This window comes from Actinoplanes sp. NPDC048988, from assembly GCF_043197815.1.
In the GTDB taxonomy this organism is placed as follows: Bacteria; Actinomycetota; Actinomycetes; order Mycobacteriales; family Micromonosporaceae; genus Actinoplanes.
In genome coordinates this window covers 133,415-156,512 of record NZ_JBICTW010000008.1, presented here as the reverse complement: position 1 = coordinate 156,512, position 23,098 = coordinate 133,415, and the positions used below count along the sequence as shown (strand labels likewise).

Sequence of the window (23,098 nt, the reverse complement as noted above, 5' to 3'; positions counted from 1 at the left end):
AAGCCACCGGCACCAACCGGCCGGACGGCTGTCGACTACCCGATCCGGTGCACCGGACCCGTCACTTCAACAACCGGTCACCCTTTCGCGTTCCGCCTCACCACTCAGGTCGGCGTCACGTGTGACCTGTTCGACGGCGCGTTGACCCGCCCGGCCCGGGCCTTCGTCGGCCCGGCGCCACCGGGCGGAATCGCGCCGGGGTCGATCTCGGGTGCTTCGGATGCCGGCTCGGACGCCGGCGGGATGAGGGCGGCCAGGACCGCCTCGGCCGTACGCCGCCCGATGCCGGGCACCTCGGTGATCTCCTCCGGGGTGGCCGCGGAGAGCCGCTTGAGCGAGCCGAAGTGCCGCAGCAGCGCCTTGCGCCGGGTCTCCCCCAGGCCGGGGATGTTGTCGAGCGCCGACGCCGTCATCCGCTTGGACCGCCGCTGCCGGTGGAACGTGATGGCGAACCGGTGCGCCTCGTCGCGTACCCGCTGCAGAAGATAAAGCGCCTCGGAGGTGCGCGGCAGGATCACCGGGAAGTCCTCCCCCGGCTGCCACACCTCCTCCAGCCGCTTGGCCAGGCCGCACAGCGCCACGTCGGTGATGCCCAGGTCGGCGAAGACCGCGGCCACCGCGTTCACCTGAGGCTGGCCACCGTCGACAACCACCAATTGCGGTGGGTACGCGAACCGTCGCGGCTTGCCGGTCAGCGGATCGATCCCCGGCAGCTCGCTGGTGGCGATCTCGCCGTCGGCCGGCTCTTCCGGTTTGTCCAAAGGCCCGTCCGCACCGGGCTGCGCCTTGAACCGGGCGAAGCGGCGCCGCATGACCTCGCTCATCGCCGACAGGTCGTCCATGCCGCTGCCGTCGGCGTTGCCGCGGACCGCGAAGCGGCGGTACTCGCTCTTGCGGGCCAGGCCGTCCTCAAAGACGACCATCGAGGCCACCACGTCGGTGCCCTGGATCTGCGACACGTCGAAGCACTCGATGCGCAGCGGCGCCGAGTCGAGCCCCAGCGCCTCGGCGATCTCGTCGAGCGCCTTGCTGCGGGTCGTCAGGTCGCCGGCGCGGCGCAGCTTGTGCCGCTGCAGCGACTCCCCCGCGTTGCGCGCCACCGTCTCCATCAGCGACCTCTTGTCGCCCCGCTGCGGCACCCGCAGCGCGACCCGGCTGCCGCGGCGCTCGGACAGCCAGCTCTCCAGGGCGGGGGCGTCGTCGGGCAGCGCCGGCACGAGCAGCTCGCGCGGCACGTCGTTCTCCCCCTCGGAGCCGCCGTACATCTGGCTGCAGAAGTGGTGCACGAGGTCGCCGGTGGACAGGTCCTCGACCTTTTCCACCACCCAGCCGCGCTGGCCGCGCACGCGCCCGTCGCGCACGTGGAAGACCTGGACCGCGGCCTCGAGCGGGTCCTCGGAGAAGGCCACCACGTCGGCGTCGGTGCCGTCACCGAGCACCACCGTCTGCTTCTCCATGGCGCGGCGCAGGGCGGCGATGTCGTCGCGCAGCCGGGCCGCCTTTTCGAACTCGAGCTCCTCGGAGGCCTGCATCATGTCGCGTTCGAGCCGCTTGACGAACGTGTCGGTGCGCCCGGCCATGAAGTCGCAGAAGTCGTCGACGATCGCGCGGTGCTCGTCGGCCGAGACCGTGCCGACGCAGGGCGCCGAGCACTTGCCGATGTAGCCCAGCAGGCAGGGACGGCCGATCTGGCCGGCGCGCTTGAAGACCCCGCTCGAGCAGGTCCGCGCCGGGAAGACCCGCAGCAGCAGGTCGAGCGTCTCGCGGATGGCCCAGGCGTGCGAGTACGGGCCGAAGTAGCGCACGCCTTTGCGCTTGGCGCCGCGCATGACCTGGAGCCGGGGGTACTCCTCGTTGAGGGTGACGGCGAGGAACGGGTACGACTTGTCGTCGCGGTACTTGACGTTGAAGCGCGGGTCGAACTCCTTGATCCAGCTGAACTCGAGCTGGAGTGCCTCGACCTCGGTGCCGACCGTGACCCAGTCCACACTGGCCGCCGTGGTGACCATCTGCTGGGTACGCGCGTGCAGCGACCACGTGTCGGCGAAGTAGGAGTTCAGCCGGTTCCGCAGGTTTTTGGCCTTGCCCACGTAGATGACGCGGCCGCCGGGGTCGCGGAAACGGTAGACGCCGGGCGACTCGGGAATCGACCCGGGCGCCGGGCGGTAGCTGGAGGGGTCTGGCACGGTCTCAACACTAGTGCGGGGGACTGACATGATTACCCGACCGGAGGTCCGCTGCCGCCGCCACGGCTCGGACCTCCGGCCTTTCCGCTAGCGGCGGTCAGGCCGCGACGATGTTGTCGCCGTCCTTTTTGACCTTGGTCTCGGGCAGGGCCTTGGTGGCCGGTCCCGAGGTGGGCTCGCCGGTCTCGATCGAGAACTTGCTGTTGTGGCAGGGGCACGAGATCTGCCCGGCGTCGATCTTGTTGACGTCGCAGCCGGCGTGCGTGCACACCTTGCTGAACGCCTTGTACGTGCCGGCCACGGGCTGGGTGATCACCAGGTCGCCCTTGATGATGCCGCCGCCCTCGGGGATGTCGGCGGCGGCCGCGAGCGCGGCGCCACCGGCGGCCGTGTTGCCCGTGCCGTCGTTCTGCGCGCCCGCGCTGCCGGCCGGGGCCGGCTGGTCGCTGAAGTCGGTGCCGTTGCTGTTGGTGCTCGACGCGTTCGTGCCGCAGGCGGCGAGCACACAGGCCGCGCCCAGGCCGCCCGCGCCGAGAAGGACGACACGGCGGGTCGACGCCGTACCGGGACGGTTGGGCTCCTCGGTGCTGAGCTCGGCGTCGGTCCTGGTCTGCACGTCAGTCATCTCTGTTGTCCTCCAGTGCCTGGTTCCGCATGAGTGGGTCACGCGGCGTCGCATCTACATACGCTGTCGCGGCGGCCCCGGGTTCAGGCGTTCGGCGAAAATTACCCACATAACAGCGCCCGGTCGAGACTAAGGTCCCGACCGGGCGCGCTGGCTATGGATCACCTGAGACGTTGCTGAGCTCTCACACGGACGCCTTCGCGCGGGCTCGCGTCGCCCGCTTCTTGGGCGCGGTGCCGTTGGCCTGGGCCGCGCGGGCGATCGCGTCGGACGAGCCGGCCGCCTTGCCCTCGAGACCCAGCATGTGGCGCAGGTACTGACCCGTGTGGCTCTCGGGCACCTCGGCCAGTTCCTCGGGCGTGCCGGTGGCGAGCACCAGACCGCCCTTGCTGCCGCCCTCGGGGCCCATGTCGATCAGCCAGTCGGCCGTCTTGATCACGTCGAGGTTGTGCTCGATCGTGATCACCGTGTTGCCCTTGTCGACCAGGCCGTTGAGGACCATCAGCAGCTTGCGGATGTCCTCGAAGTGCAGGCCGGTGGTCGGCTCGTCGAGCACGTAGACCGTCTTGCCGGTCGAGCGCTTCTGCAGCTCGGAGGCGAGCTTGACGCGCTGCGCCTCGCCGCCGGACAGGGTGGGCGCCGGCTGGCCGAGCCGCACGTAGCCCAGGCCGACGTCGACCAGCGTCTTGAGGTGCCGGTGGATCGCGGGGATCGGCTGGAAGAACTCCGCCGCCTCCTCGATCGGCATGTTGAGCACCTCGGAGATCGTCTTGCCCTTGTAGTGCACCTCGAGCGTCTCCCGGTTGTACCGGGCGCCCTTGCACACCTCACACGGGACGTAGACGTCCGGCAGGAAGTTCATCTCGATCTTGATCGTGCCGTCGCCGGAGCAGTTCTCGCAGCGGCCGCCCTTGACGTTGAACGAGAACCGGCCCGGGCCGTACCCGCGCACCTTGGCCTCGGTCGTCTCCGCGAACAGCTTGCGGATGTTGTCGAAGACGCCCGTGTACGTCGCGGGGTTGGACCGCGGGGTCCGGCCGATCGGCGACTGGTCGACGCCGACGACCTTGTCGACGTTCTCCAGGCCGCTGATGCGGGTGTGCCGGCCCGGCACCATGCGGGCGCCGTTGATCTGGTTGGCCAGCACCGTGTAGAGGATGTCGTTGACCAGCGTCGACTTGCCCGAGCCGCTGACCCCGGTGACCGCGATGAACTGCCCGAGCGGGAAGCCGACGGTCAGGTTGCGCAGGTTGTGCTCGCGGGCGCCCTGAACGACCAGCTCACGGCCGGGCGTCTGCGGGCGGCGGCCGGCCGGCGTCGGGATCGACTTGCGGCCGGAAAGGTAGGCGCCGGTGGGCGACTGCTTGTTCTTGAGCAGGCCCTCGACCGAGCCGCTGTGCACGATCTGGCCGCCGTGCTCACCGGCGCCCGGGCCGATGTCGACGATCCAGTCGGCCGTACGGATCGTGTCCTCGTCGTGCTCCACCACGATCAGCGTGTTGCCCAGGTCGCGCAGCCGCACCAGGGTCTCGATGAGCCGGTGGTTGTCGCGCTGGTGCAGGCCGATCGACGGCTCGTCGAGCACGTAGAGCACGCCGACCAGGCCGGAGCCGATCTGGGTGGCGAGCCGGATGCGCTGGGCCTCGCCGCCGGACAGGGTGCCGGCGCCGCGGTCGAGCGAGAGGTATTCCAGGCCGACGTCGACCAGGAAGCGCAGCCGGGCGTTGATCTCCTTGAGCACCCGCTCGGCGATCATCTTCTGCCGGTCGTCGAGCTCGAGGCCGGCCAGCAGGTCGGCGCAGTCACCGATGGACAGGTTGCAGACCTCGGCGATGCTCTTGCCGGCGATGGTCACGGCCAGCACCTCGGGCTTGAGCCGGGCGCCGCCGCAGACCGGGCACGGCACGTCGCGCATGTAGCCCTCGTACTTGTCGCGGGACCAGTCGCTCTCGGTGTCGTTGTGCCGGCGCTCGATCCACTGCACCACGCCCTCGAACCCGGTGTAGTACGAGCGCTCACGCCCGTACTTGTTCCGGTAGCGGACGTGGACCTGGTCCTCCGAGCCGTACAGGATCGTCTTCTGCGCGCGGGAGGGCAGCTGCCGCCACGGCGTGTCGATGCTGAACTTCTCGCTCGACGCGAGCGCCTCGAGCAGGCGCAGGAAGTATTCCTGGGTCTGGCCGCCGGACCAGGGCTGGATCGCGCCCTCGCGGATGCTGCGCTCCTCGTCCGGGATCAGCAGCTCAGGGTCGACCTCTTTCTTGGTGCCGATGCCCGTGCACTCGGGGCACGCGCCGTAGGGCGCGTTGAACGAGAAGACCCGGGGCTCGAGGTCCTCGATGGCCAGGGGGTGGTCGTTCGGGCAGGCCAGGTGCTCGGAGAAGCGCCGCTCGCGCTGCGGGTCGTCCTCGGGCAGGTCGACGAAGTCGAGCACGACGATGCCGTTGGCCAGGCCCAGCGCCGACTCGATGGAGTCGGTCAGCCGCTGCTTGCTGCTCGCCTTGACGCTGAGGCGGTCGACGACCACCTCGATGGTGTGCTTCTCCTGCTTCTTGAGCTTGGGCGGCTCGGTCAGCGGGTGGACCACGCCGTCGACCCGGGCCCGGGCGTAACCCTTGGCCTGCAGCTCGGCGAACAGGTCGACGTACTCACCCTTGCGCCCGCGGATCACCGGCGACAGCACCATGAACCGGGTGCCCTCGTCCATGGCCAGGACCCGGTCGACGATCTGCTGCGGGGTCTGCTTGCTGATCCGCTCGCCGCAGATCGGGCAGTGCGGAATGCCGGTCCGCGCGAAGAGCAGGCGCAGGTAGTCGTAGACCTCGGTGATGGTGCCCACCGTCGAGCGCGGGTTGCGCGAGGTGGATTTCTGGTCGATCGACACCGCCGGCGACAGGCCCTCGATGAAGTCGACGTCGGGCTTGTCCATCTGCCCGAGGAACTGCCTCGCGTACGACGAGAGCGACTCGACGTAGCGTCGCTGCCCCTCGGCAAAGATCGTGTCGAACGCGAGGCTGGACTTGCCCGACCCGGACAGACCGGTGAACACGATCATCGCGTCACGGGGCAGGTCGAGACTGACGTCGCGCAGGTTGTGCTCGCGCGCGCCTCGAATAGTCAAACGGTCGGCCACCAGCCAGCCTTTCCCGCAAAAGAGTCGAAACCGTACAGGTGTATGAATGCTGCAGAGCCGGGGGCCACTCTAGCCAGGGGGTACGACATCTTTGCCCCAGCGCGGGCCCAAGTAAGTGCAGCGCCCACCAGATGGCGCACATTCCCGCAGTTCACCCGCGGAGAGATCACTCTTTGGAGGGAACCGCCAAATAGCGTACGTCCCAGATCTCGACCCCGCCGACCTGCTGGGGCGGGCCCAGCGCGTCGGTCAGCGTGGCCAGCAGGTCGTCGCCGTTGCGGCTGTTCGGCACGAGGACGACCACGGCGGCCCGCCAGAAGATCAGGTCCTCGGTGATCCGGGCCCGGTCGGCGGCGGTGAGCTGGGGCCGGATGCCGTACTCGCGAACCCGCCAGAGCACGTTGGAGGTGAAGCGCGGCGGCGCGCTCCAGGAGCCGGTGTTGTTCTCGGGCGGGTTCGCCGGGCCCATGAAGTAGCCGCGCGGCGTCGGATAGGCGAAGTGCGACAGCGTCGCCCAGCGCATGCCGGTCCGCCCGGTGGTGACGTCGGGCAGCGGCACCGCCACCAGGGTGCGGTCGCCGGTGACGTACTGCTTCCAGGTGCCCTGGGTCAGGAACGGCGGCAGCGGATCGGCCCGCACGATCGGCGACGGTTTCGGGAACAACGGCACCAGGGCGAGCACCAGGCCGATCTGGAACAGGCGGCGCTTCTTGGCGGGGAAGTCGCGGGCCCGGTCGGCGGCCAGGGCCAGCAGAACGCCGGCGATGGTCGAGGTCACGATGGCGAACCGGGTCACACTCACCAGGTCGATCACCGGCGCGTGGCTGATCAGGGCGAACGGCAGCGGCACGCCGGTGCGGTGACCGAAGAACACCAGTTCGGGACCGAGCGACATCACCAGCAGCACGAAACCGGCGATCGCGGCGGCCCGGGCCGCCACCGAACGCCACAGCACCACTATCGAAACGATGATCATCAGCAGGCCGACCGGCCCGAAGAACGTGTTGTCCTCGGTCGCGCTGACGCTCATGTGCCGGGTCAGCGCCCCGTAGCCGGCCAGCGACTGCCGCGCGAAGAAGCCCAGCGAGGCCAGGTCGGTGGCGTAGTGGTCGGGCTCGAACGGCTGCCCGTGGTAGTTGCCGGGCGCGAAGAACTGATACCACAGCGGGTAGGCCAGCAGGCTCCCCGAGACCAGGGCCGCGACGCCGAGACCCTTGAGCATGTGCGGCGCGTCGCGCTTGGCGCTGGTCCGGGCCATCAGGCCGTACGCCACCACGAAGACGCCCAGCGCGAGCGCGGTGAAGAGCAGGCTCTCCTCGTTGATGAAGACCTGCAGCACGATGAGCAGGCCCAGGATGATCCCGCCGCGCACGGCCCGGCCCGGCTCACGCAGCCGCAGCGCCTGCCAGACGATGAACGGGATCACGTACTGGCTGACGAAGTTCACGTGGCCGTTGCCGTGCGAGATCATCGCCGGGCAGAAGCCGCACCACAGGCCGCCGATCCAGGCCGCCACCCGGCTGGTCACCAGGTGCCGGGACAGCACCCAGTACCAGGCGGCGGCCGTGCCGGCCAGGCCCAGCGTGATCAGCAGGACCACTGTGACGCCGACGCCCAGGAAGTGCGAGACCGGCGCCAACGGCAGGCCGAGGGCCAGCACCGCGGTGTTGGCCATCATGTTCACGCCGTCGGGCACGTTGAGCCGGCTGGAGTGGAACGGGTTCTCGCCGGCGAACACGACCCGCTCGGCGTGCGCGATCATGAACAGGAAGATGTTGTGGTCGTCCCGGTTGCCGGCGAGCAGGCGGCCGTTCGGGTCGCGCCAGAGCTGGCTCATCACCAGCACCGACAGCACCGCGTAGCTCAGGAACGCCCAAATATCGGCCGGCCCGCGACGGCGGGCCGGGGTCTCCGCGGCTTGCTCCTGGGCCACCTGTTCCACCGTTTGCACCGCAGCATTGTGGCAGCCCGTCCAACCACCCCACCACCGCCCTTGACCGGACTAAAGGCAATTCACCTCGACAGTTCCTTGTCAGTGCCGCCGTCGCCGTTGCCCAGCCGCGCCTGCTAGGCGGGCGTTCTGGCGGGCCGATTCGACCTCGATCTCGTGCTTGAGCTTGCGCCACGAGGAGAGCCGGCGCGGCGCGAGAGTGCCGTCGGCGACGGCCACCACGACCGCGCAACCGGGCTCGGCGTCGTGCCCGCAATCACCGAAACGACAGTGGGCGGCCAGCTCGGCGATGTCGGCGAAGGCCCGGTCGAGACCCTCCGCGGTGTCGAGCAGACCCACACCGCGGATGCCGGGCGTGTCCAGCACGGCGCCGCCGTTCGGCAGAAGGACCAGATTTCGGTACGCGGTGGTGTGCCGGCCCTTGCCGTCCACGTCACGAATTTGCTGTACGGGCATGACGGGCATCCCGGCCAGCGCGTTGACCAGCGTCGACTTGCCGGCACCGGAACGGCCGAGCAACGCGAGGGTGCTTCCGGGGCGCACGTACGCCCGTACCTCGGCAAGCCCCGTTTTCTGCCGAACGCTCAACGGAACCACCGGCACGCCGGGGGCCAGCTCGGCGAGTTGCCGGGCGATGGCCGCCGGATCGGCGGTCATGTCGCTCTTGGTCAGGATCAGCAGCGGTTTCGCCCCCGAGTCCCAGGCCAGGGCGAGCAGGCGCTCGATCCGGGCGTCGTCGGGCTCCGGATGGATCGGCTCGACCACGGCGACGGTGTCCATGTTCGCCGCGAGGACCTGGCCGGTGGAGTCCTTGTCGGAAGTGCGACGGATCAGCGTGGTCCGCCGGGGCAGCACGCACTCGATGGTGACCCGGCGGTCGGGCCAGTGCCGTAACACCACCCAGTCGCCGGCGCAGGGCAGGCGGGACGGATCGTTCGCCGCGCTGAGCAGCACGCCACCGGCCAGGCTGGCCCGGGTCACGCCGCTGGCGTCGAGCACGGTGCAGACACCGCGGTCGGCGCGCAGGACGCGTCCGGCCGAGGCGTCGGAACGGTCGAAACGACGGTAGGCGGATGCGAAAATCTCGTCCCAGCCCAGCTGGGACAGGTCGTACGACATGGGAACCCTTTGCGGGACGGGAAGCTTGCCTGCCGGTGGGCGGTCAGGCGAGAGCCTCCGGGTGAAGGGACGCCACAACGAACAGCACGCTCCCCACCTCCTCCGCGGGCTCGATCGACGCGTCTGCACCGACGGTACGGTCGCGGCTACTTCTGCGAAAGCGAATTCCGTGCCGATAGGGTTTCCCCTGTGACGATGGATCCGCTCGTTCTCCTGACTGACGTGGACCGAGCCACCGAGGAGTTACTCCGTACGGCGGCCGATCTCGACCCGGCGGCGGTCGGGCAGGCGTCGCTGCTGCCCGGCTGGACGGTCGGGCACGTCCTGACCCACGTCGCGCGTAACGCCGACGCGTACGTGAACCTGCTGACCTGGGCCCGCACCGGCGTGGAAACCCCGCCCTACCCCTCACCCGAGGCCCGCGAGGCGGGCATCCAGGAGGGTGCCGGGCGGCCGCTGCGCGAGCAGCTCGAGGACATCCGCGCCGCCCACGACCGGTTCGCCGACGCCGGGGCCGCGATGCCGGCCGAGGCGTGGGCGTTCTTCCTGCCGCCGACCGGCCAGTCGGCGGCGGCGGTGCCGTGGGCGCGGCTGCGCGAGGTGACCGTGCACCACACCGACCTGGGCCTGTCCTACACGCCGGCCGATTGGACCGACGCCTTCGCGCTGCGCCTGCTCCGTGAGATCGTCACCGAGGCCACCGCGGCCGGCTGGCCGGCGATGGAACTGCGCCCGTACGGCATCGAACACGCCCTGAGCATCGGCTCCGCCGACAACCCGCCGGTGATCGGCGGCCCGACCAAGTCGCTGGCGGCCTGGCTGGCCGGCCGGGCCGACGGCGCCGACCTGACCGTCTCGCCGGATGGCGAGCTCCCGAAACCAGCAAGGTGGAAGTGACATGACCTACACCGGTGACGTCTCCGTCGGCGGCCCCGCCGACGTCCGTGACCTCGGCGCCCTGACCATCACCAAGGTCGCGGTGGGCCCGATGGAGAACAACGCCTACCTGCTCAGCAGCGGCAACGAACAGCTGATGATCGACGCCGCCAACGAGGCGCCGACCCTGCTGAAGCTGATCGGCGGAGGCGGCCTGGCCACGGTCGTCACCACCCACCGGCACGGCGACCACTGGCAGGCCCTGTCCGAGGTGATCTCGTCGACCGGCGCCGAGTCGCTGGCCCACATCGACGACGCCGCCGAGATCCCCCTGGTCAACCGCGACCTGCGCGAGGGCGAGACGATCACCGTGGGCGACGCCGCCCTCGAGGTGATCCACCTGGTCGGCCACACGCCGGGCTCGATCGCCCTGCTCTACCAGGACCCGAACGGCACGGCCCACCTGTGGACCGGCGACAGCCTGTTCCCCGGCGGCCACGGCAAGACGGTCACCGTCGAGGACCACATCACCCTGATGGACGACCTGGAGGCCAAGGTCTTCAACCGCCTCCCCGACGACACCTGGTTCTACCCGGGCCACGGCAAGGACTCGACCCTCGGCAACGAGCGCCCCCACCTGAAGGAGTGGCGCGACCGCGGCTGGTGATCCGTGAGAGGCCTCAAGGCTGGTGCTTCAGGACTCTCTCGCGGAGGTGTTCGGGGACCAGCTCGATCAGCTGGTCGGGGCGTAGCGGGAGGTCGAGGAGGCTGAGCTTGACGCGGGTGCGGCGTTCGTGGGCGGCTCGATCGAAGCGGACCACGTTGACGGCGTTGGGGCGCAGCTGGACGGTGAGGTCGGTGTTCTCGTCGATCGTGACCGTGTCCGCCCCGTCCAGGGAGACCCGGGACGGGGCGGCGCCGCGCAGGGTGATGATCTCGGTGCCGCCCAGGACGAGGGGACGGCTGATGCCGGACATCGGGGCCACCGGGGTGAGGCCGATCGCGGTGACCGACGGGGAGATGATCGGGCCGCCGGCCGCGTAGTTGTAGGCGGTCGAGCCGGTCGGGGTGCACACGACCACGGCGTCGCAGCGGAAGTAGCCGTGCTTGACGCCGTTCAGCTTCAGGTCGAGCGCCACCGACGTCCACGCGGTGGCGGCCGTGACCACCACGTCGTTGAAGGCCAGGACGTCGCCGACGGCCAGCGCGCTGTGCGGTTCCAGGCTGAACTCGCCGGCCATCAGGCGTTCCAGCGCCGCCGGGAGCTCGGCCGGGCTCGTCTCGATGAGGAAGCCCAGGTTGCCGTGGTTGACGCCGAGGATCGGCGTCGGGCGGCCGGCCATCAGCCGCATCGCGCCCAGCATGGTGCCGTCGCCGCCGAGGCTGAAGACGAAGTCCACCTTCTCCACGAAGTCCGGTTCCTCCAGGGCGAACAGCCCCAGCCGGGCCGCGTCGTCCGGGCGGGCCACCACCCGTGCCCCGACACGGGCCGCCACGTTCACCACCGTGGTGACCGACTCGCTCACGTCGTTGCTGGGGTGGACCACCAGCCCGAGAACAGCTTTGTCGCCCATCCCCCGAGTATCGCGTCATCGACGGGCCTGTTTGCCCTCAGCGGAAGAAGTGGCCACTGGTGGTGCTCCCGTGGTTAGTCTGGCGACACGCGGCGACGGGAGGTCTCGGTGAATCTGCGTCATGATCCGATGCGGTGGGGGCAGCCACCGCAGAACCCCGAGCCCTGGCCGCCGCACCTGGCGCCCGCCGGCGGGCCGGGGCTGCCCGGGTGGCTCGAGGAGCGGCTGTTCGACCAGCGGATCGTCCTGATCCGGGGGCCGCTGACGCCGGAGGGCGCGACCGGCATCGCCGCCGCCCTGCTCACCCTCGACGCGGCCGGGCCCGAGCCCGTACAACTGCATGTGGCCAGCTCGGGCGGTGAGCTCGGCGCTGCCCTGTCGGTCATCGACGTGATCGACTCGATGGCGGCGCCGGTGCACGGGGTCGTCACCTCCGAGGCCGGCGGGGCCGTGGTCGCGGTGCTCGCCGCCGCCGAGCGGCGCGCCGCCTACCGGCACGCCCGGTTCCGGCTGACCGAGCCCCGCGCGGCCGCGGTCAGCGGCACCGCCGACGAGGTGGCCCGGGCCGCCGGGCAGCATCTGCGCGAGCTCGAGGAGATCATCCTGCGGCTGGTGGAGCTGACCGGGCAGACCCGCAGCCGTATCGAGGACGACCTGTCGGCCGGCCGCGGGCTGACCGCCCAGGAAGCGCTCGACTACGGCCTGATCGAGGAGATCGTCGGCAAGGCATGAAAAAAGCCCCCGGGTCCACGACCCGGGGGCTTTCTCTATGGCTTTGTTACTGCGCGACCTTCACACCCATGGAGCGGGCGGTGCCGGACACGATCTGGATCGCGGCGTCGAGGTCGTTGGCGTTGAGGTCGGGGAGCTTGCGCTCGGCGATCTCCTTGACCTGCGTCGCGTTCAGCGTGCCGACGGTCTGGGTCAGCGGGTTCGACGCGCCGGACTGAATACCCAGGGCCTTGCGGATCAGGAAGCTGGTCGGCGGCGTCTTGTAGGCCAGCGTGTGGCTGCGGTCCTCGTAGACGCTGACGATCACCGGGATGATCTCGCCCCGGTTCTTCGCGGTGGCCTCGTCGTACTCCACCTTGACGGCACGCATGTTGGCCCCGGTCGGACCAAGCATCTTGCCGAGGTCGACCATCGCGGCGTTACCCGCCTCAAGCGCGAGGGTTACCTCATGAGTCTTTTTCTTGGGCGGCATTGCGTAGGGCTCCTTAGGGTGAGCTGCAAGCTCAACTCACAGCTCGCCAGCTTCATCAACACACGACAACCCCGAGACCTTACTACCGGCGCTTTTGTACGGTCAAAACGGCGGCGGGTCTCGGGTAGCTCAACTAGTGTAGCTCGACCCCTAGTACTGGTCGCACTGGCACCGCTTCATCAGCGCGCGCACCGACGCCACGTAATTCGGGTTGGGCAGGGTCTTGTCGGCGGCGGCCTGCTCGATGCCGCCCGCGCCCGCGTTGTAGCCCGAGATCACCACGTTCAGCGGGCACCACGACGACGCCGTCTTGCACTTGGCGGCGCTCAGGTTGTAGCTGCCGCCGAAGTACCTGTCGCCAACCCACTTGGTCAGCCAGGCCAGGTAGTTGCCGCCGGCGAGGACGTTCTGCTGGAACACCGACGCGTCGTAGTCCAGGCCGAAGCGGTTGTTGACCATGCTGACCGTGTCCGGCATGACCTGCATGACGCCGGCGCCGCCGTCGCAGTTGTGGATGTTGCTCTGCCAGCCGCTCTCCTGCCAGGCCACCGCCTTGATCAGCGGGTAGTTGATCCGCAGGGACGGTGCCTCGGTACGCCAGTAGGTCTTGCCCGCGGCCGCCTTGAGCGCCGCCTTCACCTTGGCCTTCGAGACCGGCTTCGTCTTGTCGTAGTGGGCACAGTCGGGCAGCTGGCTCCAGAACGGCGGCTCGGTCGGCTCCGTCGCCGCGGGCTTGGCCGGCTTCTTCGTGGGCGGCTTGGTGGTCGTCTCGACCGGCTCCGGCGTCGGACTCTCGGTGATCGGCTCGAACTCCGGCTGGCCGTCGTCGCTCGCGGCCACCGCCGACGGCGCCGGATCGGCGGCCGCCTTGTCCTCGCCCTTACCGCCCAACCCGCACCCGGCCGCGACCAGCAGCGCGACCAGCCCCAGCGCCCACGTCCTCCGAGCCATATCGTTCCGGCCTTTCCCCGTTGGTGGAATCGATGCGGAGGCTACCGATCACGGCCCGGACGCGCAGACCCTTAAGCCCTCCCTGAAAGGCTGACCGCCATAACGGACAAACCAGGTGTGATGCAGAACCGGTACCGTCGATCCAACCCCGGACCGCGACAGCAACCAACACCGGGGACAATGGTTTCATGCAGACCCGCACCGACCTACGCAACGTCGCCATCATCGCTCACGTCGACCATGGCAAAACAACCCTGGTCGACGCCATGCTGCGCCAGGGGAGCCAGTCCCACGCGCGCGGCGAGATGGCCGACCGCGTCATGGACTCCATGGACCTGGAGCGGGAAAAGGGCATCACCATTCTCGCCAAGAACACGGCGATCAGCTACCAGCCCGCCGAGGGTGACGCCGTCACCATCAACATCATCGACACCCCCGGCCACGCCGACTTCGGCGGTGAGGTCGAGCGCGGCCTCACCATGGTCGACGGTGTCGCCCTGCTCGTCGACGCGTCCGAGGGCCCGCTGCCGCAGACGCGCTTCGTGCTCCGCAAGGCGCTGGCGGCCAAGCTCCCGATCATCCTGATCATCAACAAGGTCGACCGTCCCGACGCCCGCATCAAGGAGGTCGTCGACGAGACGTACGAACTCTTCCTCGACCTCGACGCCGACGAGCACCAGATCGAATTCCCGATCATCTACGCGTGCGCCCGCGACGGCATCGCCTCGCTGACCCAGCCCAAGGACGGCACCGTCCCCGAGGACGCGACCGACCTCGAGGCGCTGTTCAGCACGATCCTCGAGACCATCCCGGCGCCCACCTACACCGAGGGCGCGCCGCTCCAGGCGCACGTCGTCAACCTCGACGCGTCGAACTTCCTCGGCCGTCTCGCGCTCTGCCGCGTACACCAGGGCACCATCCGCAAGGGCCAGACCGTGGCCTGGTGCAAGACCGACGGCACGATCAGCAACGTCCGGATCTCCGAGCTGCTGATCACCGAGGGCCTCGAGCGCAAGCCGGCCGAGAGCGCCGGCCCCGGCGACATCATGGCCGTCGCCGGCATCGCCGACATCATGATCGGCGAGACCCTGGCCGACGCGGAGAACCCGATCCCGCTCCCCCTGATCAGCGTCGACGAGCCCGCCATCTCGATGGTCCTGGGCACCAACACGTCGCCGCTGGTCGGCAAGGTCAAGGGGGCCAAGGTCACCGCCCGCATGGTCAAGGACCGCCTCGACCGCGAGCTGATCGGTAACGTCTCGCTGCGCGTACTGCCGACCGACCGCCCCGACGCCTGGGAGGTGCAGGGCCGTGGTGAGCTGGCCCTGGCCATCCTGGTCGAGCAGATGCGCCGCGAGCAGTACGAGCTGACCGTCGGCAAGCCGCAGGTGGTCACCAAGACCATCGACGGCAAGATCCACGAGCCGGTCGAGCGCCTGACGATCGACGCCCCCGACGAGTACATGGGCGCCATCACCCAGCTGCTCTCGACCCGCAAGGGCCGAATGGAAGAGCTGATCAACCACGGCACCGGCTGGCTCCGCATGGAGTGGCTGGTCCCGGCACGCGGCCTCATCGGATTCCGTACGGAGTTCCTGACCGAGACCCGCGGCACCGGCATCATGCACCACCTGTTCGAGAGCTACGAGCCCTGGTTCGGCGAGCTGCGTACGCGCAACAACGGCTCCCTGGTCGCCGACCGGGCCGGCGTGGTCACGCCGTTCGCCATGATCAACATTCAGGAGCGGGGCTCGCTCTTCGTCGAGCCGACCACCGAGGTCTACGAAGGCATGATCGTCGGCGAGAACTCCCGTGAGGACGACATGGACGTCAACATCACGAAGGAGAAGAAGCTCACGAACATGCGTGCCGCGAGCGCCGACAACACCGAAAAGGTGATCCCGCCGCGCAAGCTCTCGCTGGAGCAGGCCCTCGAGTTCTGCCGCGAGGACGAGTGCGTCGAGGTGACCCCGGCCGCCGTCCGCATCCGTAAGGTCGTCCTCGACCAGCAGACCCGCGGACGTATGGCCGCCCGCCGCAAGCACGCCCAGTAACAACACACGCAAAGGCGCCCGGGTCGGATGACCCGGGCGCCTTTCGTATCCGTACGACTAAACCAGCTCTTTCTTTCTGTCCCTGGACGTCTTCACCAGGCTGGCCGCCGTCGCGACCCCCAGCGTCCCCAGGATGATCAGCAGCGAGAGCCAGATCGGGATCTCCGGCGCCCAGTGCACCTCGTGGCCGCCGTTGATGAACGGCAGGCTGTTGGTGTGCAGCGCCTCGAAGAAGAGCTTCACGCCGATGAAGGCGAGCACGGCGGCGAGCCCGATGTTGAGGTAGACCAGCTTCTCGAGCAGGCCCCCGAGCAGGAAGAACAGCTGCCGCAGGCCCATCAGCGCGAACACGTTCGCGGTGAAGACCAGGTACGGCTCCTTGGTGATGCCGAAGATGGCCGGGATCGAGTCGAGCGCGAACAGCAGATCCGTCGTACCGATCGCGATCATCACGATCAGCAGGGGCGTGAACAGCCGCTTGCCGGTCTCGGTGACCACCGTCATCTTGCCGCTGTCGAACGACGACGAGACCGGAAGGGCCTTCTTGGCCCAGCGGATCAGGATGTTCTCCTTGAAGTCCTCCTCGTCGTTCTCGCCCTCCTTGAGCAGGTTGATGGCGGTGTAGACGAGGAACGCGCCGAACAGGTAGAACACCCAGGAGAACTCCGAGATCAGCGCGGCGCCGGCGGCGATGAAGGCGCCCCGCATGAGCAGCGCCAGCACGATGCCGATCAACAGCACCTTCTGCTGGAATTTCCGCGGCACCGCGAAGCGGGCCATGATGATCACGAAGACGAACAGGTTGTCGACACTCAACGAGTACTCGGTCAACCAGCCCGTGTAGAACTCAGCGGCGTACTTGCCGCCCGCGGTGACCCAGACACCGACACCGAAGACCAGGGCGAGCGCAACGTAGAACGCGACCCAGCTCCCGGACTCCTTCATCGAAGGTTCGTGAGGCCGGCGCCCGATGATCAGCAGATCAACGGCGAGAACGGCGACGAGAGCGACCAGGGTGACGATCCACACCCAGGTGGAGACGTTCAACAGGAACCTCCGGCAGACACGGTTCGACGCTGCGCCCACTCAAAGATCGGGTGAGAACAGCGGCGTGCGACTGTCGGAGGTCTCTTCCGCCGCAACCCGCGTGAGGCGGGGAATCGCGACCACCGGCCCCGGGCACACCCTCGAGGATGTTCCGTGTTGACGAGACCGGCGCGGGGGAATACTCCCCTCCTACGGCAGCCATTGTGGCGCATCCCCCGGAGCATTGACACTGGACCCTGGCAAAGGGTGTCCAGCCTCTCGGCCAAACCTCTCAACCTGGACACTTGTCACCCTCCGGGGTGCTGCCATCACGCTACCTCGTGGCAACCCAATGCCCACCCGGAACCGGCTCCACACCCGCTTTAGGCTTCCTAGGAGGCTAGTTCACTCGTTGGTGTGGCAGGCTGCGCTCATGGTTCTCGAGGTGGCGCTGATCGACATCAACCCTGGCGAGGAGGACGCCTTCGCGGCGGCCTACCAGGCCGGACGGCCGATCCTGGCGGGCACGCCGGGCTGCCTCTCGGTCCGCATGACCCGCGGCGTGGAGTCCCCGTCCCGCTTCGTCCTGCTGGTGGAATGGGAAAGCGTCGAGGCCCACCTGGAGAACTTCCGGGGGACCGAGCGCTACACCCAGTGGCGCGGCCACATCGGCCAGTACTTCGCCACGCCACCGCTGGTCGAGCACTTCCTCGACGTCCCCGCCAGCTGACCCGCCTCCCGGCGTCCCGCCGCGCGGGGAAGCAGGCCGCGGCGTAAGCACTGCGTCGTCCTGAGGCGGACAGTGAAGGTGAAGGGCGACTAGTCCGCGGCGGGGTCGCCCTTAGTCAGGCAGTAGGTGCCGCCGGCCGGGTCGCGCAGGGTGGTCCAGTACGGCCACTCGCCCACGAAAGTCGCGCCGAGCGACTCGTGCCAGGCGCGGCCGGCCGGGATGTCGGAGCAGGTGACGTCGAGGTGAGCCGAGGTGGGGCGCTCCTCGTCGAGCCGCTGGATCAGGAAGCGGATCGGGATCGGCGGCTCCGGCTGCAGGCGGCGGAACTCCCCCAGCTCGCCCGGGTCCAGGCGCCAGCCGGTGGCGATCTCCCAGAAGCGCACCTCGTCGTCGAAGGCCGCCGGGCCGACGTCGACACAGATCTGGTGCGGCCGGGTGGTCACTCCGCCCGGCCCGGCAAAAGGCCTCGGCCGTACGCTCTGACCCCGCCACCGGGCCACACAGAACGCCAGGCCGCCGGGCGAGCGCAACGTCACCCACTCGCCGTGGTCGGTGACCAGGGAGGCGCCGGCCGTGAGGACCCGGCCGGTGAACGCGGCCGGATCGTCGACCCACAGGTCGGGGTGGGTGCCGCCCTCGCCCGTACGCACCCCCTGGATCTCGATCCAGTCGTCGCCGGCCGCCGTGCCCAGACGCACGAACCCGGGGTCGTGCTGCGGTTTCGGCTCCGAGCCGGTCACCTCGGACCAGAACGAGACCGCCGCGTCGAGGTTTCCGACCGGCCGGTCCAGAAAGACGTCCACCCAGCGAATCATGCGCTTCGCCTACCCCCAGCCTCGTCTCGGTAACGGGCCCGGCGGCCCCGATGCTCGAAGCCGAGGCGCCGGTAGACCGCCGCCGCGCCGGGGTTGTTCAGATTGACCGTCAGCCAGGCGTGATCGCTGCCGTCGGCCCGCAGCCGGGCCAGCGCCGCACTGACCAGGGCGGCGCCGAGCCCACGGCGCCGCGCCGCCGGCACCACGCCGACCTGCACGATCCAGTCCCGCGCGGCCGTCACGAAGCCGGCGTCCCCGACCCCGGGCACGCTGACCAGCAGCGAGCTGTCCGGCCGGAAGTCCTCGTCCTCCTCGTTCTCGGCGATCCACTCGTCGGCCGGATCTCCGGGAAACCCCGGCCGCTCCCGGAACGATGCCTCGTAGACCGCGTGAAACCGCCGCGCCACCTCAGCCGACCATGACACCACGGTCGCGCCTTCCGCCCACGCGGCCGACGGCGCCTCCCGGGCGAGATCGATCCGCATCACGTCCTCGGCGAAAACCCGCCGCAGCCCGCGCGACACGAACAGAGCATCCGCGTCCTCCGTCAACGACTCGATCTCCACCGTGATCACGCCCGCGCCGGAGGAAACGGCAGTCGTCTCACCGCCGGAAGGCGCGGCGGCGAAAGGCGAGGTGGAGGCCGGATTGCCGCCCCCGGCGGAAGATGGGGCGGAGGTGGGATCGCCGTTCGCGCCGGAAGGCGACGTCGAGGCGGAAACGCCGTCCGCAAGGGAGGATACGACGGTGGGACCGGCGGTTGCCGCAGCTAAAGCTCGGGCCTCGGCCAATCCGCGGTCGAGTAGGCGGGCGCCGAGGCCACGGCCGCGAGCGGTGGGGTCGACCAAGCCGGTGAAGGCCGCACCGCCCGCGATGGGACGGACCGCGCCGGCCGCCAACAATGTGCCAGCCGAGGGCGAAGAGCCCGCCGGGAAGGAGGCACCCGTTGGAGACGAAAGCGACGCCGGCGATGAAGGGGCCGCTGGGGACGGGAAGTCTGTGGGGGATGCCGCCCGTACAGCGAATGCCACGGTGTTCGGGGATGACCAGCGGCGGGCCAGGAAGGTGGGGTCGGTGGACAGGGGGAGGCCGCCGTCGGTGTGGAAGCAGCGTTCGGCCAGGGCTATGAGTTCTGGGGATACGCCCCTGAGCTCGGCCCAGGCAGGCCGATCGATGGCGGTCATCCCGGCAGCTTAGGGCAGCTGCCGGGAGAGATCGACCACTATTTGACGCCGGCGGCGTCCATGCCTCGTAGCTCCTTTTTCAGTTCGCCCATCTCGTCGCGGATGCGGGCGGCCAGTTCGAACTGCAGTTCGCGGGCGGCGGCCAGCATCTGCTCGTTCAGGTCCTGGATGAGCTGGGCCAACTCGGTGCGGGCCATGCCCTCGCGGGCCGGGGCGGCCGTGGCGCCGCGCGCCTTCGAGCGGGTCTCGGGGACCGGCGCCTTGCCTCGTGACATCTGCCGGCCGGCACCGCCGACCATCGGGGTGACAGCGGCGTCGGTGTCCTCGGCCTCGCGGTAGATGTCGTCGAGGATGTCGTGGATCTTCTTGCGGAGGGCCTGCGGCTTGATGCCGTTCGCCTCGTTGTGGGCGATCTGCCTCGCGCGGCGGCGGTCGGTCTCCTCGATGGCGTCGCGCATCGACGGCGTCATCTTGTCCGCGTACATGTGGACCTCGCCCGACACGTTACGGGCGGCACGGCCGATGGTCTGGATCAGCGACCGGCCGCTGCGCAGGAAGCCCTCCTTGTCGGCGTCGAGGATCGCCACCAGCGACACCTCGGGCAGGTCGAGACCTTCCCGGAGCAGGTTGATGCCGACCAGCACGTCGTAGTCGCCCTTGCGCAGTTCCTTGAGCAGTTCGACCCGGCGCAGCGTGTCGACCTCGGAGTGCAGGTAGCGCACCCGGATGCCGTTCTCCAGCAGGTAGTCGGTGAGGTCCTCGGACATCTTCTTGGTCAGGGTCGTCACCAGGACCCGCTCGTCGCGCTCGGTCCGGAGCTTGATCTCGTGCATGAGGTCGTCGATCTGGCCCTTGGTCGGCTTGACCACGACCTGCGGGTCGACCAGGCCGGTCGGGCGGATCACCTGCTCGACGTACTCCCCCTGGGCCTCCTGCATCTCCCACGGGCCGGGCGTCGCCGACAGGAACACCATCTGGCCGACGCGCTCGAGGAACTCGTCGAAGCGCAGCGGCCGGTTGTCGGCGGCGCTGGGCAGCCGGAAGCCGTGCTCGATGAGGATGCGCTTGCGGGACGCGTCTCCCTCGTACATGCCGCCGATCTGCGGAATCGTCTGGTGCGACTCGTCGAGGATGGTGATGAAATCGTCCGGGAAGTAGTCGAGCAACGTGTACGAGGGCTCGCCGGGCCGGCGGCCGTCCATGTGCATCGAATAGTTCTCGATGCCGTTGCAGAAGCCGACCTGGCGCATCATCTCGATGTCGTAGGTCGTGCGCATGCGCAGCCGCTGCGACTCGAGCAGCTTGCCCTGCCGGTCGAGCTCGGCCAGCCGCTCCTCGAGCTCGGCCTCGATGTCGCGGATCGCCCGCTCCATCCGCTCCGGACCGGCCACGTAGTGGGTGGCCGGGAAGATGACCAGCTCGTCGACCTCGCGCATGATGTCGCCGGTCAGCGGGTGCAGGTAGTAGAGCTTCTCCACCTCGTCGCCGAACAGCTCGACGCGGATGGCCAGTTCCTCGTACGCCGGAATGATCTCGAGGGTGTCGCCCCGGACCCGGAACGTGCCGCGCTGGAACGACATGTCGTTGCGCGCGTACTGGATGTCGACGAGGCGGCGCAGCAGCTGGTCGCGGTCGATCTCGCCGCCGACCTTGACCTTGACCGCGCGCTCCAGGTATTCCTGCGGCGTGCCCAGGCCGTAGATCGCCGAGACCGTCGCCACCACGATCGTGTCGCGCCGGGTGAGCAGCGACATCGTGGCCGAGTGGCGCAGCCGCTCGACCTCCTCGTTGACCGACGAGTCCTTCTCGATGTAGGTGTCGGTCTGCGCGATGTACGCCTCGGGCTGGTAGTAGTCGTAGTAGCTGACGAAGTATTCGACGGCGTTGTTCGGAAGGAGCTCGCGCAGTTCCTTGGCGAGCTGGGCGCAGAGGGTCTTGTTCGGAGCCATCACCAGCGCGGGCCGCTGCAGCTTCTCGATGAGCCAGGCCGCGGTGGCGCTCTTACCGGTGCCGGTCGCGCCGAGCAGGACCGTGTTGCGGTCGCCGCGCCGGACCCGTCGCTCCAGCTCAGCGATGGCTGCGGGCTGGTCGCCGGCCGGCTGAAAATCGCTGACGACCTCGAATCGGCCGTCGAGTCGTGGGATGTCGAGCGCCATGGGGACAACCGTACGTCGGGGGTACGACAAGTTTCGGCCGACCGGTTCGGCCGTCGGCGAAGAGCCGCCGGCGAAGAGCCGCCGGGACCGTCGTGCGGAGGGTGCACAAACGGCCCCCCGGGCGGCATTGTTGCTGTTGCACGTGTCACCTAGCCTGGTCGGGTAGGCCGCTCGCGGCGGCCGCCCGGTATCGAGCGGGGTCACCACACGGTTCCCTCGACCGGCCCGTGGTCGTTGCGCCCCGGTTCTCCGGCGCGCGCACCCGCGGAGGTCGCGCCACGCGCGGACCCGGCCGCCGCGAGAGCCCTCAATCGGATCCGGGCTGCCAGCCGGTGGCCTCGGCCCACTCGTCGGCGGCCCGCGCCTCCTCGTCGAACCAGGGCTCCTTGGCCTCGCCGTACGTGAAACGGTCCGTATGCTCCGCCCACGCCGCCTTGGCCGCCGCGTAGCCCTCGCGGGCCTCCGGCACCGACCGCAGGTGATCGCGCATGAGCAGGGCGAACCGCCAGCCCGGCGAACCGGCCACCCGGACGTGCAGGTTGACCGGCCGCCCGGGGTCGGCCGAGCCGTGCAGCCGCTTGGGCCACGTCTCGCCGGGCAGGCCGCGGGCGTTGTCGGCCCACTCCCCCGGGCGCCGGGGCAGGCCGGCCGCGCCGAGCGCGCCGGCCAGCTGATCGGCCTCGTCGAGGGTCCGCACGGCCAGCATGAGGTCGATGACGTCCTTGGCCGGCAGCTCCGGGACGGCGGTCGAGCCGATGTGCGACACCGTGGTCTCCGGGTGGTCGCGCAGGGCGTGCCGGATCCGCCCCATGACCCGCTCGGCCGTCTCCGGCCACCGCGGATCGGGGTCGGCGATGTGCAGGTCGCGCGGGGCGCGGGCCGAGGTGCCGGTGCGCACGTTCCGTTCGTACGGCCGCAGACGCTGATTGACGAGGGCGTCGACCCGGGAGTTCAGGTCGTCGAGGGTGCCGTCGTTGATCAGCAGGACGTCGGCGGCGGCCCGGCGCTGGGCGTCGGCGGCCTGCGCGGCGATCCGGGCGGCGGCCTGTTCCTCGGTCATCCCGCGGGTCTGCATGAGGCGCCGCACGCGGGCCTCGCGGGTCGCCTCCACCACGACGACCAGGTGGAACGAGGACGTCTGGCCGGTCTCGACGAGCAGCGGGATGTCGTTGACGACGATCGCCTCCGGGCCGGCGGCCGCGTGCAGCTCGGCCGCCCGCTCGCGTACCCGGGGATGAATGATCTTTTCCAGGCGGTGGCGGGCCGCCTCGTCGCCGAAGACCTTGGCCGCCAGGGCCGGCCGGTCGAGGGCGCCGTCGGTGGTCAGCACGCCGGCGCCGAACGCCGCCACCACCTCGGCCAGACCGGGCGTGCCCGGCTCCACCACCTCGCGGGCGAGCACGTCGGAGTCGATGATGATCGCCCCGTGGCGGGCGAGCCGCCGCGCCACCGCGCTCTTGCCCGCACCGATCCCGCCGGTCAGTCCCACCCTCAGCACGAGCCCAGTATCGACG

18 protein-coding genes are annotated in these 23,098 nt (G+C 69.6%); 5 read left to right on the top strand and 13 right to left on the bottom strand.

The genetic code is table 11. From position 1 onward, the window contains the following. Positions 1–104: 104 nt before the first annotated feature. From uvrC to rsgA, 5 genes are all read right to left on the bottom strand, one after another. Complete coding sequence (gene uvrC / locus ACGFJ7_RS25290) at positions 105–2,186, bottom strand: excinuclease ABC subunit UvrC (protein ID WP_360259374.1); 2,082 nt, start codon at positions 2,184–2,186, stop codon at positions 105–107. A 97-nt stretch (positions 2,187–2,283) separates the two neighbouring features. Next, complete coding sequence (locus ACGFJ7_RS25285) at positions 2,284–2,811, bottom strand: Rieske (2Fe-2S) protein (RefSeq protein ID WP_360259372.1); 528 nt, start codon at positions 2,809–2,811, stop codon at positions 2,284–2,286. Positions 2,812–2,995: 184 nt separating this feature from the next. Continuing rightward, complete coding sequence (gene uvrA / locus ACGFJ7_RS25280; protein WP_392644121.1) at positions 2,996–5,944, bottom strand: excinuclease ABC subunit UvrA; 2,949 nt, start codon at positions 5,942–5,944, stop codon at positions 2,996–2,998. A gap of 166 nt (positions 5,945–6,110) precedes the next feature. Then, entirely contained in the window at positions 6,111–7,895 is a 1,785-nt protein-coding gene (locus tag ACGFJ7_RS25275) for a hypothetical protein (protein WP_392644119.1), read from the bottom strand. A gap of 81 nt (positions 7,896–7,976) precedes the next feature. After that, positions 7,977–9,014: a ribosome small subunit-dependent GTPase A gene (gene rsgA / locus ACGFJ7_RS25270; protein WP_392644118.1), complete on the bottom strand. Its 1,038-nt coding sequence runs from the start codon at positions 9,012–9,014 to the stop codon at positions 7,977–7,979. Positions 9,015–9,203: 189 nt separating this feature from the next. Here rsgA and ACGFJ7_RS25265 point away from each other — a divergent pair, with 189 nt between their 5' ends. Together ACGFJ7_RS25265 and ACGFJ7_RS25260 are read left to right on the top strand one after the other, a co-directional pair. Further along, positions 9,204–9,911: a maleylpyruvate isomerase family mycothiol-dependent enzyme gene (locus tag ACGFJ7_RS25265; RefSeq protein WP_360259363.1), complete on the top strand. Its 708-nt coding sequence runs from the start codon at positions 9,204–9,206 to the stop codon at positions 9,909–9,911. Position 9,912: 1 nt separating this feature from the next. After that, positions 9,913–10,557 carry an MBL fold metallo-hydrolase gene (locus ACGFJ7_RS25260; RefSeq protein WP_360259361.1) on the top strand — a complete coding sequence of 215 codons (645 nt, stop codon included), beginning with the start codon at positions 9,913–9,915 and terminating at the stop codon, positions 10,555–10,557. A 13-nt stretch (positions 10,558–10,570) separates the two neighbouring features. Here ACGFJ7_RS25260 and ACGFJ7_RS25255 read toward each other — a convergent pair whose 3' ends face one another. Then, positions 10,571–11,464 carry an NAD(+)/NADH kinase gene (locus ACGFJ7_RS25255; RefSeq protein ID WP_392644116.1) on the bottom strand — a complete coding sequence of 298 codons (894 nt, stop codon included), beginning with the start codon at positions 11,462–11,464 and terminating at the stop codon, positions 10,571–10,573. Positions 11,465–11,572: 108 nt separating this feature from the next. Here ACGFJ7_RS25255 and ACGFJ7_RS25250 point away from each other — a divergent pair, with 108 nt between their 5' ends. Continuing rightward, a complete protein-coding gene (locus ACGFJ7_RS25250) occupies positions 11,573–12,196 on the top strand; it encodes an ATP-dependent Clp protease proteolytic subunit (protein ID WP_360259357.1) in 624 nt (207 codons plus the stop codon). A gap of 46 nt (positions 12,197–12,242) precedes the next feature. Here the strand turns inward: ACGFJ7_RS25250 and ACGFJ7_RS25245 are convergent, their stop codons facing one another. Both ACGFJ7_RS25245 and ACGFJ7_RS25240 read right to left on the bottom strand, forming a co-directional pair. Then, complete coding sequence (locus ACGFJ7_RS25245) at positions 12,243–12,668, bottom strand: 50S ribosomal protein L11 (protein WP_360259355.1); 426 nt, start codon at positions 12,666–12,668, stop codon at positions 12,243–12,245. Positions 12,669–12,818: 150 nt separating this feature from the next. Next, positions 12,819–13,619: a lytic transglycosylase domain-containing protein gene (locus tag ACGFJ7_RS25240; RefSeq protein ID WP_360259353.1), complete on the bottom strand. Its 801-nt coding sequence runs from the start codon at positions 13,617–13,619 to the stop codon at positions 12,819–12,821. Positions 13,620–13,807: 188 nt separating this feature from the next. On the opposite strand from ACGFJ7_RS25240, the gene typA reads away from it, so the two are divergent. Next, positions 13,808–15,673: a translational GTPase TypA gene (typA, locus tag ACGFJ7_RS25235; protein ID WP_360259351.1), complete on the top strand. Its 1,866-nt coding sequence runs from the start codon at positions 13,808–13,810 to the stop codon at positions 15,671–15,673. Positions 15,674–15,730: 57 nt separating this feature from the next. On the opposite strand, the gene ACGFJ7_RS25230 is transcribed toward typA, so the two are convergent. Beyond that, positions 15,731–16,720 carry a TerC family protein gene (locus tag ACGFJ7_RS25230; protein ID WP_360259349.1) on the bottom strand — a complete coding sequence of 330 codons (990 nt, stop codon included), beginning with the start codon at positions 16,718–16,720 and terminating at the stop codon, positions 15,731–15,733. Positions 16,721–17,132: 412 nt separating this feature from the next. On the opposite strand from ACGFJ7_RS25230, the gene ACGFJ7_RS25225 reads away from it, so the two are divergent. Beyond that, positions 17,133–17,429: an antibiotic biosynthesis monooxygenase gene (locus ACGFJ7_RS25225; protein ID WP_360259347.1), complete on the top strand. Its 297-nt coding sequence runs from the start codon at positions 17,133–17,135 to the stop codon at positions 17,427–17,429. Between the two features lie 89 nt (positions 17,430–17,518). Here ACGFJ7_RS25225 and ACGFJ7_RS25220 read toward each other — a convergent pair whose 3' ends face one another. From ACGFJ7_RS25220 to coaE, 4 genes are all read right to left on the bottom strand, one after another. After that, entirely contained in the window at positions 17,519–18,232 is a 714-nt protein-coding gene (locus ACGFJ7_RS25220; protein WP_392644113.1) for a VOC family protein, read from the bottom strand. An 8-nt stretch (positions 18,233–18,240) separates the two neighbouring features. Further along, positions 18,241–18,819 (bottom strand): N-acetyltransferase, encoded by a 579-nt coding sequence (locus tag ACGFJ7_RS25215; RefSeq protein ID WP_360259343.1) that lies wholly within the window; start codon positions 18,817–18,819, stop codon positions 18,241–18,243. Positions 18,820–19,466: 647 nt separating this feature from the next. Further along, the gene (gene uvrB, locus ACGFJ7_RS25210) at positions 19,467–21,584 is read right to left on the bottom strand and encodes an excinuclease ABC subunit UvrB (protein WP_360259339.1); all 2,118 of its coding nucleotides are present in this window, start codon (positions 21,582–21,584) and stop codon (positions 19,467–19,469) included. Between the two features lie 307 nt (positions 21,585–21,891). Continuing rightward, positions 21,892–23,082, bottom strand: a complete 1,191-nt coding sequence (coaE, locus tag ACGFJ7_RS25205; protein ID WP_360259336.1) for a dephospho-CoA kinase — start codon at positions 23,080–23,082, stop codon at positions 21,892–21,894. Positions 23,083–23,098: the final 16 nt, after the last annotated feature.